This window comes from Bacillota bacterium (genome assembly GCA_040754315.1).
Lineage (GTDB): Bacteria > Bacillota > Sulfobacillia > DUSP01 > JBFMCS01 > JBFMCS01.
The window spans coordinates 44,252-56,202 of the sequence record JBFMCS010000027.1 but is presented as its reverse complement, the minus strand read 5'-3'; the positions used below and the strand labels follow the sequence as shown (position 1 = coordinate 56,202).

Here is an 11,951-nt window from a genome sequence, read left to right as displayed (position 1 = left end):
ATGCTGGGCAAGAGCAAGAACAGGAATCCAGGAGGCCCCGGGCCGGCGGGCCGTTTGCTTAAGAGGGCCAGGGGTAGATACCTTGGTCATTTATTTCCTAGAGACGGTGATATCTTGATTGGCGGTCCAGACGTGCCTATACTCTGCATTCTCCAGATACTCTCCCAGGGCCTTCAGGAGGGCGTCCACGTCATCAACAGATCAGGCGAGACTGTCCTCTACAACGAGGCCTGCGGCAGGATCGAGGGCCTTGACCCCAAGGATGCCTTGGGCAAGAACATCCTTGATATCTATCCCTCCCTTACCGAGGACACGAGCGTGCTCTTCCAGGTGATGAGGACAGGGAGGCCGGTGGAGAACCTAACCCAGACCCTCACCAACTTCCGCGGCAGGGTAATCACAACGGTGAACTCCAGTTACCCCGTCATGGGAAGACACGGGATCTGGGGTGCCCTTGAGATATCCAATGACGTCAGGGCAGCCTGGGAGATCTCTGACAGGATGATAGAACTCCAGGCCCAGATCTCTGGAGGCAGGAGGAAACCGGCTGGTGCTCACGGTATTTGCGGGTCCCGCCAGGGCTTCGATGCGATAGTAACCTGTGATGACCGGATGAGGCAGGTTGTGGCCCTTGGGCGCCAGGCGGCAAAGGCTGAAAGCCCGGTCTTGATATATGGGGAGACGGGAACGGGCAAAGAGGTGTTCGTCAAGGCCATCCATGCCGAGAGTTCCCGGAGGGCCGGCCCGCTTGTCCTCCAGAACTGCGCGGCACTGCCGGAGACCCTCCTGGAGGCTGCTCTATTTGGGACCAAGAGCGGCGCCTTTACGGGCGCCCAGGATAGGCCTGGGCTCTTCGAGCTAGCTGACAAGGGGATACTCTACCTTGACGAGCTGGCGTCCGCCTCCCTTTCCCTCCAGGCCAAACTCCTCAGGGTCCTCGAAGAGAAGAACCTCATGCGCGTGGGGGGGACCACATCCACGAGGGTGGATGTCAGGGTCGTGGCTTCCTTGAACATTCCCCCGGGAGAAGCCATCAAGAGGGGATTGCTCAGGGAGGACATCTACTATCGCCTTGCCGTGATTTGCCTGGAATTGCCTCCCCTTCGCCACCGGAAGCGGGACATCCCCGTCCTGGTAAGACACTTCCTTGACCTGTGCGCCGCAGATTTTGGCCACAGTAAGGAGGTATCACCCGAGGCGCTCCGCCTTATCCTGACCCACAACTGGCCGGGGAACGCCCGGGAACTCAAGAACATGCTGGAGGGTGCCGCAGCCCTGGCTGAGGGAGATGTCATCGAGCCACAGCACCTCTCGCTCCTCCGGAGACACACCTATTCCAGCCAGTACATCTCCTGGCCGGACCACCTTGGCGGGGTCAAGAAGGCACAGCGGGGAGATCCCGGTGGCCTTAGGGGCATGATAGGTACATATGAAAGGGAGATACTGGTTCGAGCCCTCGCCAATTGCGGCGGGAATATCTCAGCTGCGGCTCGCCTCCTCGGGGTACCCCGCCAGACCCTATGGTCCAAGATCAGGCGACATGGCCTCTGCGGGCCGGATCAAGATCTGCAGGACTAGCCCAGCCAGGTGCTGATTCCTCGGACAAGTGTCTCGGAATCCAGCGTCCCCCAGCCCCAGGTTTTCCGGACCTTTCCCCAGCACCTCATAGAGCAGGGTTTCGCTGATCTGCTCCCACTGGCACAGACCTTGCAATGGCAGTTGGCTGAGTGCGGACTTGGCTGCACGCAGCCTGCGTCGCGTACCTCTGATACCTGGGGAAAGGATGTGCAGTGGTGTTCAATGAAATGCCCCTTGTGCTGGACCAGAATTCATTGCAGCTCATCCATGTCGCCTCCATGGAGATCCTGGGGGAGGCCGGCATGGAGCTCCTTGACGAGAGGGCCCGCGCACTGCTGGGTGATGCCGGGGCCACGGTCAAGGGAAGCAGGGTGTTCATTCCTGGGGAACTGGTTGAACAGAGCCTTTACACCGCCCCCTCAGGCTTCACCATCTTTGACAGGGAGGGAACGGCGGCGCTGGAGCTGGGAGCCGGGCGCATCTACTTTGGGCCGGGTTCGGACCTTCCCTACTTCGTGGATGTCCAGACCGGGCATGTGCGCCGGGCCACCCTCAGCGATGTATCCATTTCCGCCCGGGTCTGCGAGGCCCTTGAGGGCATCGACTTCGTCATGTCACTGGCGCTGCCGTCGGATGTCAACCCCTTCCTCACCGATGTCTACAGCGCCAAGTCCATGATATGTGGTTGCCGCAAGCCCTTCGTGTCCACCACAACCTCGCTCTCCTCAACCAAGGCCATATGGGAGATGGGGGCTGCCGTCCGGGGCAGCCCAAGGGAACTCTCCAGCAGGCCGTTCTACGTGATCTATACCCAGCCTACATCGCCCCTCAGGCACTCCGAGGAGTCCCTCTCGAGCCTCCTGTTCTGCGCCGAGCATCGCATTCCCGTAACCTACGCCTCAGGGGCTATAGCCGGCGGAACGGCGCCGGTAACCATGGCGGGGTGTCTTGCCATGGCCAATGCGGAAACCCTGACAGGCCTCGTGCTCCACCAGCTGAAGCAGCCGGGCTCCCCCTTTATCTACGGGCTAATACCCTCATCCATGGACATGCGGTCAGGCATATCCATCTACGGCGGCGTTGAACTCCCGCTGATGCATTTCGCCGCAGCGCAGCTGGGCAAGTACTACGGGCTCCCCGTATTTGGCACCGCCGGGTGCACTGATTCTAACAGGTTTGACAGCCAGGCAGGGGCGGAGGCAACCTTGTCCATCATTTCGGCAGCCCTCTGCGGCTCGGACCTGATCCATGACTCCGGGTACATGAGCGCTGGCATGGTGGGCTCCCTGCCCATGCTAGTCCTGGACAACGAGATCATTTCCATGGTCAAGCGTTTCACCGGCGGCATCGCCGTGAACCAGGAGACCCTGGCCATAGAGACCATGAGACAGGTGGGGCCGGGCGGCCACTTCCTCCAGACCGATCATACCTTCGATCACTTCCGCGACGAGTGCTGGCTACCCAGCCTGTTTGACAGGACACCCTACAGCGTCTGGGCGGAACGCGAGGGTCCCACCCTTTCAGCGAGGATCGGCAAGCGGCTGAGGACCATCCTCTCGGGCGAGGGGGCAGGCCTTGGGGAAGAAACGGTGAGGGAACTGGACGCCATTGGCGATGCGTACGAGAAGACCTTCGAAGGGAAGCAGAACCGTGTTTAACCCCTAATGAATGAGGATTCCTTCCGCACGCCTCACTTCCGGTACCTGTCTGACGGGCAGTGCCATAGGCTCCACTGGGGAGCCCTGGAGATCCTGGAGGACGGGTGTGCGCCTCTACCTCCAGGAGGCCATGGACATGCTGAGGCAGCGCGGCGCCGGCGTTACCGGTGGAAACCTGGTGCGGATACCCTCCGGCCTGATTGAATGGGCACTGGCAACCGTCCCGAAGAGGGTTACCCTGGCAAACCGTGACGGGCAGCGCGTGATGCCCGTGGAGGGACACAGGGTGTTCTTCGGGCCCGGCTCAGACTGCCTGAACATACAGAATCCTGGATCAGATTTCCGTGAGAATCAAGATGAACGTAGCAACATCGAGGATGTGTTTTCCCGCGCGGGAGAACTCGCGGACGTCGAAGGGCAGGTTATAGTTTGGCGGCGATGAAGGTGCCTTCGGGCGACAGGTCGTTGAGCACCGCCCGGCGCGCGCCCCAAGTGGGTTTCAGATGTCCTTGCTGTTCGAAACGGCTTTCCACCTCCCGCCGATACTGTTCCGGCGCCGTGCCGCACCACTGGGCGGCCACGCCCGTCATGCCCGAGCCGCAGAACCCGTCCAATACGATGCCGCCCGGCTCCGTGTAGTGGAGAATGGACGGAACAATCGCCAGATGCGGAACCTTCGTATGGTACGAATGTGCCTTATAGATGGGGTCAGTTTTCCCTTCGCTTACGTCCACCGCAAACGGCTCGCGATGGTAGGACTGGCCGAGTGCTGTGGGCTGAGTATTTTCCTCGGACTCAGTCCTCAGTCCTTGTTGCTCATTACTCCAGTGAGCCATGAAATCGCTCACCCAAGGCTTCGGGCAGGCGGTGTAGTACGGCGGATCACTGAGCGCCAGGATGTCCTCGTCACTGCCGTGCGGGAAGCCCACCTCGTCCTTATAAATGCTGAGGATGTCGCGAGTCGCGGGTCCCGAATCACGGGTCGAGGATGAGGCGTGAGCGATGCGTTGGGCCAGTTCGCGGACTTCCTCGGCTGCACCGAGCGGCCAATGCTGCAGGGATTTTAGGCGGTTGAAGGTATCCTCGACACTCGTAAAGGGAAGGGACAGTTTTTCCCGCAGTTCCTGCAAGCCTGCGCGCAGAAGGCCAAGGAAATGCTTATGCCGCTCCTCTTCATTCGGGAACGTAATGCCCAGCAGGTCACGGGTCCCGGGTCGCGGGTCGGTCCGTGTTAAACATCGTCTGCTGATTATGTGGTTGATTGCGATTAGCCACCCGCAAACTCCAGTTCCCTACTCTCTTCGTGGAATACGTGCGATGAAAAGATTACGTTCATGATCCGATTCCAACTCCAGTTCGGGGACGGCTGCCAACGCCCGTCGGATGCCCGTGCCGATGTCGCGGTAAGGGAGCTCATCTGCTTTGGTTGCAAAGGAAGCGATTAGTGGATTGCGGATAACCGACACACCGTTCTTGATATTCTCTACGGTGATATTGTTCGGCAAAGCTCCCGGGCTGATTAGCTCTATCCGATTGTCGAACATGAATACACGCCATGGAGCGGAGATGAAGTAGTCCCGGTGTAGCAGCATGTTGACGACAAGCTCTTCCAAGGCAGCCGGTGGCACTTCCAGATCTCCTTCCGTATTGAAGCCTTTTCCGTTCTGCACTCGCCGCAGATTGCGCGTGAGGAAGGAGATTGTTTCCTTGTACAGATCACGCAAGCACCCGCCGATGTCTTGGCTGTCCCGGTATCTTTCACCGGCGGGATCGTTACCGACGAAGGATACCGCCTTGATGACGAAAGCAGGGCGGTGCCTTTGAGGATTGCGTCCGAAAAGCATAAGTCCGGCAAGATTGAGCTTTGTGTCGCGTGCCAGACCGAGATTGTTTAGCAGTTGACCAAGTGAGATTCCCGTTTCGTCAAAGCATTTACCATATAGCTCCGAAAAAAGGGCGCCAAAGTGCTCCAGATCGATGTCTCCCGAGGTGGTTCCATCGACGGGCACTTTATCCGCATGAACCAGGTCGGCGCCTTGTAGCATTCGCTGGACTTCTTCGCGGGAAGTCACCCGGCGCTTGTCCGCTCCTGACTTTACCCAAAACACACCATCATTATCGGCGTATGGTTTCGAGATGCCTTCAGGAACAGTGACCACCATGACCACTTTCCCACCGACAGAGATATTTTCGGTTTCAGGGTTGATGGAAGGACGCACACAATCGGTCGCTGTATTTGAAATGAGTTCATTTATCCTTCGTATGTCGTCAGCCGACAAGCCGCTAACTGAGCCGGCATCGTCAATGCCGATCAAGATTCTTCCGCCCTTGCTGTTTGCATAGGCTACTATTTCACCAGCCAGCGATCGGGCATTGGTGACATCTTGCCCCTTCTTAAACTGAGTTCGGCTGTCCTCGCCGCGTGCGATCAACTCGATAAGTTCTATTGCTTCCATAGCTGGTAAATCTCCTTCCGCCTAGTGAAGGCTTCACGTCCACCTTCCATGATGGATACGATGGCCTTTTGTATTCCCGGCTCGTCAATGCTCCCAACCTGGATGCCGGCGCTTCGACCGGCAAAGGAACAAGCGCCTACTTGTTCTGCGTCGCCCAGTACGGGGAAGTTGGCGTTGTGTGTCGCGAAGATGAACTGGATTCCCTTCTTAAGCGCCCGCACCAGTTTGATGACGTCCTCGAAGATGGTCTGGTTATCCAGGTCATCTTCAGGTTGGTCGATAATGATTACATCATTGTCGCGCTGGCTCAGGATGAAGAGGATCAGTGCTGATGCCCTCTGCCCCAGCGAGTGATCGCGTAGTTCCTTTCCATGATATTTGATCAGGAAGGTGTTCGGCACCTGCCAGGTAAGCAAAGCTGCCCTGGCTTCATCGAAATACCTCCGAAATACATCGCCCGAATCACCGAGGTTGCTGCAAATCGCACCCAATGCTTCGTAGACCGAGATGAAATCTGCGTGTGAATCCAGCACACCCTTCAAGGTTGCTTCTCGAAGCTTGCTGCCGCGGAGGTGATTCTGCAATTCTTTCAGGAATGCAACCTTGTCGCCCTTATATTGTGGAATAATTTGAAGCGCAGTCTGGCTTTCGTTGAGTTTCTTGATTTCCATCTCGATTCGCTTGAACTCCTGATGCCACAGGTCGGAAAGCTGCTTCAGCTCCTTCAAAAGCTCATCTCGAAGGGCGTTCTTTCGTGCACGGCTCTTCGCTATTTCTTCGAGCACCAGTTTGGCTTTCTGCAATTCGGTGTTGAGTCTTACAAAATCGTCCGGCCGGATATTGACGCCCCCGACTTGTTGGAGTTGCTCGCTCAGTTTCCGCTCAAGTGACGCGAAATCGTCCTTGAGCGTCTCGCGGCGACGCTCAAGTTCCCCCAGTTTTTCCCGCAAAGCGCGCGCATCGTTGCGCGTCTCGGCGAGAACCTTCCGGGCACTGCCAGGCGCCTTTCGTATCCGGTCAAGGATAGCGTTGATGTCCGCGATGACATCTGCGTTTTCTTTGGACTCAATCCTGGGCAGCGCGGCCAGTTCGGATTCTTGCTCCTTCAGAAATACATCGAAAGCCCGGACAAATGCATCCACGGTATCGGCAACATGACTGGCATGCGTCACATCCGCATTGAACTCCACCTGACGCTGAAGCTGCTGCTCGACACCATACTGTTTGAAAAGCCCAAGATGAAACTCTGCATTTTTCCTCCTGCTCTGGTATTCCTGCTCCTGTGCATCGAGGCCTTTCAATTTATCGAAATTCGTCATCACATCCAGCACCCGTCGGCGTTGAGCATCAATCTCTCGGCGAACGGCATCGAGTTTGGAACCCAGCAAGCGTTCCACCAACTCACGCTCTGAACCTTCGCCTCTTTTCACCAGTTCCTTTTGGCCGAAAAACAGCGGATTCTCCAAAGGCATGCGCACGCCGGGTCGTAACTTCCCATCAAAGTAAATATCCGCTCGTTCGTTCAGGATCCGGCGGACTTCGTAACGCCGGCCTTGTGCGTCTTCCACCTCGACCACGACCTTTCCGCCGCTGCCGAGGGCGAACCGGACAAGATCCTGCTTGTACTTGAGGTCCAACTCTTCTGCGGATTCAGGTAACGGCAATTCAAGTGCGAAGCGCAAGCATTCAAGAACGGCGGACTTTCCACTTCCTCTAATACCAATTAAGCAGTTCATCTCATCAGAAAGGTTAAACCGCTTTCCATCCAATACTCCTCCCTGGAAGGCAACTGAGCGTATCCAGGAGTGATTTTGCTTCGTAATGACCTTGTCGGACAAACGATCTGTTCCAGGTTTTAGGGAAAACTGGACCGCCTCAAAGGTGAAAGCGCCATCTTAATGAAGGTCTGTTCGCCGCGCCCGATTTCGTCCAATGTTTTGGGGTCTGATCCCTTCACTTCCGAAGGATACCAGTCCCCAAGCCACCCTTTGACTTTCTCACGTTTGTCCCACGTTCTCACTTTTTGAAAAGCCGCTGTGCGGGAACGGAACAGGTCATTCTTGCCGAGTTCAGTGATTCGCCCACCCTTAAATGCTCCCCAGAGACCGTTGTCATCCTCTACATGGGCGAAGATGATCAGGTAGTCCTTCGCAAATTTGTCCAGTTCGCGAAGGGTCTCCAGCAGGTCATGGTTAGATCGGGCATTGTTGTTGTCGTAGTTTGCCTGACCGGCGAAGGTAAGTCCGAGAAATCCGTTGATGTGATCGGCGTCTTCGGGATTATCGATCCAATCTTTATGAAAGACTATGAGAGTGTGGATACCATTAAGGCCATCCTTGACCGACAACTCAACTCCGGGCATTAGATAGATATCTTCCTGTTCTGCCGCCTTTCGGAGTGCTTTGAACTCCTCCCGGTCGAACTTGTTGTGGTTGCTGATAACGCCAACGCGGATGTCCGCTTGCTTCAGCGCGGAAATGTATCGTGCCACAAAATCCTTCTCGGAACCTGTGTCTTTAAATTCTCTGTCCCGCCGAGTATGCAGGTGGAAATCAGCCCGCACCCATCGACTTCCGTGAACGAAAAAGGATGTGTTCTCATTCATGGCTTTCTACTCCCTACCGCATTTTCTTTACCTCTGCGAGTATCATCCGTTAATCCTCAGGTCGCTGACTCGCAACTCGTCACTCCAGTACCAGGGGCTGTCAAGAATGGCTTCCTGGACACCGGCGATGAAGCGGAACCGCAGGTCCTTGCAGACCTCGCCGGTCTCGCGCAGGAAGTTGAGATCGAGGATGAGTTCCTGGTCCTTGCGGGTGCGCAGGTAGTCGAGCAGTTCGTCCATCACCAGGAGCAGATCGTGGTCGGGATACGCCTCGTGGAAGGCGGCCATCATTTCTTTGAAGGACCGCTTGTTGCTCACCACCTTGTCCGCGGGCGGAAAGGGAATAAGACACGCCCATTGCAGCCAGGTGCTCCTCCAATTCGGCCACGAGGATGTCGCGCAGGGACATGGTGGTAGCGCCGATCTAGGTTCGGACCACCTTGAAGCGCCCGCTGATCTTGCCCGCGGCTGTCGCTATTCTTATCGTTCAGGCTGGCAGCCAAACCGCCGTTTTCAGCCAGAGCGGAGAGCACGGACATGAGGTGTGACTTACCGGTGCCGCAGTTGCCGACGACCAGCAGCCCCTTCTTATCCATGGGCTGGTCAAACTGAAACTGAGGAACGACCAGGCTGATCAGTTTCTCGGCCATCTCCGAAGAGATGACGTAGGTCTGGACAAGCTGCCGGGCAGCAGCGGCCTCGTCGGCGTCCCGTAGCTGGACCACGGACTCGATAGGCTCGAATTGGATCAGGTCTCCGTATTTCACCGCGACTGCCCTCCTGCGCTCTCGTTCCTTGTCTTCATGCAACGGCCTCCGGGTTCACTACCAGGAAATCTCGTAAGGAATATCGTTTGTATTCGGGGTGGTCCGGCGTCGCATAGACCATGTGCTCGCCGTCTATGGAGCCGCTCCAAGCCGTGACCACCGTCTTGTTCCGCGAGAGCCTGCAGAAGCCGCAGTGGGTCCTGCTTGAGCGAGACATCGAAGAGGACCTCGACGTTGTCCAGAAGAACCACATCGGCTGCGGATGAGCCCACGATCTCTGCGAGGAGGCGGGGCAACTGCAATGCCCGCTTGCGCTCGGTGAGGTCAAGCATGCGCCGGGAAAGTTCAAGACTGACGTTGACCAGAGGAGCCGCCGTGCGCTGGTGAACATCCTGGAGCGCGGCGATCTTGCCCGCACCGGCCGGAGCCACCAGCATAACAAGACGGTGGTACAGCGCCAGTCTGTCCGATTCCTCGCACCACTCTATCGGCGAGCGGCTTCGCCATTAGCGATCTCCTTTTGAACCAAGCTCGTTATCGCTGGCTCCGCCAAACCTCACCCACTCGTCCACTTCTTTCTTGTTGAACTTCCAAAGCCGACCGATCTTGTGGCCTGGCATCTGCCGTTCACTAATCCACTTGTAGACCGTATCCCGCCTGACGCCGAGATGGCCGGCAATCTCATCTACGGAAAGCCATCGGTCTTCCATCATTCGACCCCACTCACGTTTGACTTCGTAGGTTCCCTCATACGGCCTCTTTCTCTTGGCTCCTAGATCCGCGTTCCAGCTTTCGGCGCTTATACCAAAGTAAACCCATACATGTTTACAATATACTAGTCTGAGGTCTATTGTCAAGCGGTTTAACCCTTATTTTCCATCTTTGACCGAGTGTAACGTAGTGGGTGATGTTTCAGCCCCCTCTGCCGGGGCAATCGATATGGCGGACCCAAGATTTGAGACACGATCGGGCAAGGGAAAAGCGACACCTGTTTAACCCCTACAGCGCCACCTGGGACTAAACGGCCCCGAATACTTGCGGTACGGTAATTGTTTCACAAGATTGGAAGATGCCCTGCCGAATGGTGCCGCTTTCTGGTTCTCGCCGCATAGCGCTTGCACCCCAGAATGTGGGTGGGCTATAATTAACGCGTGATCGAAGACTCCACTCGATTGCGAGGTGCGCAAGATGGTCCGTCCTAAGATAGCAGAAGGACGTACCGGCAAGACTGTGGGGAAGACCTTATGCGAAGTCCTTACTGCAATTCTTGCTCTTTGCCTGTCTTATCTACTGATAACTTTTGTGCTTTCCAGCATCCTCGGCGTGCATCTGCCTCAGATCATCTACAATCCGGGACCCCGTCACGTCGGACTCTCGAACCCCAGCTACAAGGGTCAGGGCGGCCAAGAAGTCCGCCCTGAACAGATTCAGAAGATCCTGGACGCCCATCCGTATGACCGTCGCTACGAGAGAGGTGTCTTCGACTGCTCCGATATGTCGATCATTACGGCCAGGTTGCTCCAGGAGGAATACGGCTACGATACCTCGGTCATCGGCCACGACCACTACGGCCACGCCTGGGTCTACGTCTGGGTGGACAAAAACACGGCCTGGGCCATCGAGGTCACCGCTGAGCTCGGCTTCCTCAGAGACAGCGCCGGCGAGGTCGTCGGAGACCAGTGGTGGGACATCATCTTCCTGGGCCGCTGGATGGATGCTGAGGCCTGGGACCTTTCCCTCACCGGCTACAAGCTCTTCTACCCGGACGATCCAGATGAGGAATACCAGGTGCGTGAATGGCATGAGGTCGAGGAGGGCAGGTAGAAGGCGGGTGGGTCTAACCGGCCGGGACCAGCAGAGTGAGGGGGCATCTTCCTTAGGGCCAGTGCCCGAGGCCTGCTGCACGCAGCGCTGGTGGGCCGCATCCATGGTCGGCTTCCCGTTCGAGGTGTAGCTTGAGCCGTGGGTGGTGCTGCCCAGGAAGTGGATGCAGAAGTGCCCCGGGAAGTTGTTGTTCCAGATGCTCTGACCTCCGTGGGGCATCCTGTTCTGTGATGCGGCGATGCGTGTCCCGTTGACGGTCACCACGATGGGACGCCGGTTCCAGCTCCAGGATCCCCCGTAGTTGGACAGCATGGTCGCGGTGTCTCTGGCCGTCGCCTGCTATGTATCAGCGGCTGGGCCCAGCCGCCGCCGCGCATCACATAGAACGGCCGACCACTCCACACATCCCTCTACGACGAGCTCACGGGCCTTGAGTACCTAAACTTCATCGGAGACGTCTCCACATACCCACCCACGTCCGCTGGCGCTGGGTCAAGGGATTGCTTGACCTCTTCGAGCTCTCCGGGGTCGTCCGGACCTACTCCCACGGCATGAAACAGAAGCTGGCCTCATCGGCGCGGTGCTGCCCGACCCGGCCCTGCTCATCCTGGACGGCCGATGACCGGTCTTGACCCCCCCCTCGGAGGCCCTCTTTAAGGATCTCATGCGCCGCCGCTGCGACGAGGGGAAGGCCGTCTTCTTTTCCACCCACATCCTCGACGTGGCCGAGCGGGTCTTTGACTCTACCGCCATCATCAACCGCGGCAGGCCAAAGAACCCCTCGGAATTCCATGCTCTCTGCCACTGACGCGGAGGTGACTTCTATGTCATACTTGAGCTGGCGCTACACGGCTCCCAGGTGAATTCTTTGACACCCCCCTGGGTGAATTACGTGACTCCTGACAGTCAGTGCTCCGGACCCAACCGCTCCTGGGAGATACACACTCACTCGACCAAGGCCGTGTCCGGCAATCGATCGGTGGCACACGTTGTGGAGGCTTGGCTTTTGCAGGACCAAACGGACCGCCAGCGGATCTACAAGCGCTTGGTTCCTGGCAACTAG

Annotated in this window: 9 protein-coding genes and 4 pseudogenes; 5 read left to right on the top strand and 8 right to left on the bottom strand. The window is 57.4% G+C overall.

The genetic code is table 11. The annotated features are described in order from the left end of the window. Positions 1-132: 132 nt before the first annotated feature. The 3 genes and pseudogenes from AB1576_05505 to AB1576_05495 all read left to right on the top strand — a co-directional run bounded on the left by AB1576_05505 (position 133) and on the right by AB1576_05495 (position 3,549). On the top strand, positions 133-1,578 hold the full coding sequence (locus tag AB1576_05505) for a sigma 54-interacting transcriptional regulator (GenBank protein MEW6081222.1): 1,446 nt from the start codon (positions 133-135) through the stop codon (positions 1,576-1,578). A gap of 215 nt (positions 1,579-1,793) precedes the next feature. Continuing rightward, complete coding sequence (locus AB1576_05500) at positions 1,794-3,236, top strand: trimethylamine methyltransferase family protein (protein ID MEW6081221.1); 1,443 nt, start codon at positions 1,794-1,796, stop codon at positions 3,234-3,236. Positions 3,237-3,246: 10 nt separating this feature from the next. After that, positions 3,247-3,549: pseudogene (locus tag AB1576_05495) on the top strand (trimethylamine methyltransferase family protein). A gap of 60 nt (positions 3,550-3,609) precedes the next feature. Here AB1576_05495 and AB1576_05490 read toward each other — a convergent pair. The 8 genes and pseudogenes from AB1576_05490 to AB1576_05455 all read right to left on the bottom strand — a co-directional run bounded on the left by AB1576_05490 (position 3,610) and on the right by AB1576_05455 (position 9,774). Then, positions 3,610-4,489 (bottom strand): annotated as a pseudogene (locus tag AB1576_05490) (DNA methyltransferase). A gap of 39 nt (positions 4,490-4,528) precedes the next feature. After that, positions 4,529-5,692 (bottom strand): RNA-binding domain-containing protein, encoded by a 1,164-nt coding sequence (locus AB1576_05485; protein MEW6081220.1) that lies wholly within the window; start codon positions 5,690-5,692, stop codon positions 4,529-4,531. After that, complete coding sequence (locus tag AB1576_05480) at positions 5,680-7,530, bottom strand: TrlF family AAA-like ATPase (protein ID MEW6081219.1); 1,851 nt, start codon at positions 7,528-7,530, stop codon at positions 5,680-5,682. Before AB1576_05480 ends, AB1576_05485 begins: the two co-directional genes overlap by 13 nt. A gap of 17 nt (positions 7,531-7,547) precedes the next feature. After that, the gene (locus AB1576_05475; GenBank protein ID MEW6081218.1) at positions 7,548-8,297 is read right to left on the bottom strand and encodes a hypothetical protein; all 750 of its coding nucleotides are present in this window, start codon (positions 8,295-8,297) and stop codon (positions 7,548-7,550) included. Positions 8,298-8,390: 93 nt separating this feature from the next. Further along, positions 8,391-9,064: pseudogene (locus AB1576_05470) on the bottom strand (DUF6079 family protein). 34 nt (positions 9,065-9,098) lie between these two features. Beyond that, positions 9,099-9,281, bottom strand: a complete 183-nt coding sequence (brxF, locus tag AB1576_05465; protein MEW6081217.1) for a BREX-3 system P-loop-containing protein BrxF — start codon at positions 9,279-9,281, stop codon at positions 9,099-9,101. 10 nt (positions 9,282-9,291) lie between these two features. Beyond that, positions 9,292-9,501, bottom strand: a pseudogene (gene brxF, locus AB1576_05460) (BREX-3 system P-loop-containing protein BrxF). Positions 9,502-9,570: 69 nt separating this feature from the next. Further along, entirely contained in the window at positions 9,571-9,774 is a 204-nt protein-coding gene (locus tag AB1576_05455; protein ID MEW6081216.1) for a helix-turn-helix domain-containing protein, read from the bottom strand. Between the two features lie 478 nt (positions 9,775-10,252). On the opposite strand from AB1576_05455, the gene AB1576_05450 reads away from it, so the two are divergent. Continuing rightward, entirely contained in the window at positions 10,253-10,888 is a 636-nt protein-coding gene (locus AB1576_05450; GenBank protein MEW6081215.1) for a hypothetical protein, read from the top strand. A gap of 628 nt (positions 10,889-11,516) precedes the next feature. Continuing rightward, entirely contained in the window at positions 11,517-11,696 is a 180-nt protein-coding gene (locus AB1576_05445) for a hypothetical protein (GenBank protein ID MEW6081214.1), read from the top strand. Positions 11,697-11,951 lie beyond the last annotated feature (255 nt).

What these genes read in the sequence shown, in the direction of transcription:
- AB1576_05450 (MEW6081215.1), top strand. Translation starts at nt 10,253, where the DNA reads ATGGTCCGTCCTAAGATAGCAGAAGGACGTACCGGCAAGACTGTGGGG.
- AB1576_05455 (MEW6081216.1), bottom strand. Translation starts at nt 9,774, where the DNA reads ATGGAAGACCGATGGCTTTCCGTAGATGAGATTGCCGGCCATCTCGGC.
- brxF (MEW6081217.1), bottom strand. Translation starts at nt 9,281, where the DNA reads ATGTCTCGCTCAAGCAGGACCCACTGCGGCTTCTGCAGGCTCTCGCGG.
- AB1576_05475 (MEW6081218.1), bottom strand. Translation starts at nt 8,297, where the DNA reads ATGAATGAGAACACATCCTTTTTCGTTCACGGAAGTCGATGGGTGCGG.
- AB1576_05485 (MEW6081220.1), bottom strand. Translation starts at nt 5,692, where the DNA reads ATGGAAGCAATAGAACTTATCGAGTTGATCGCACGCGGCGAGGACAGC.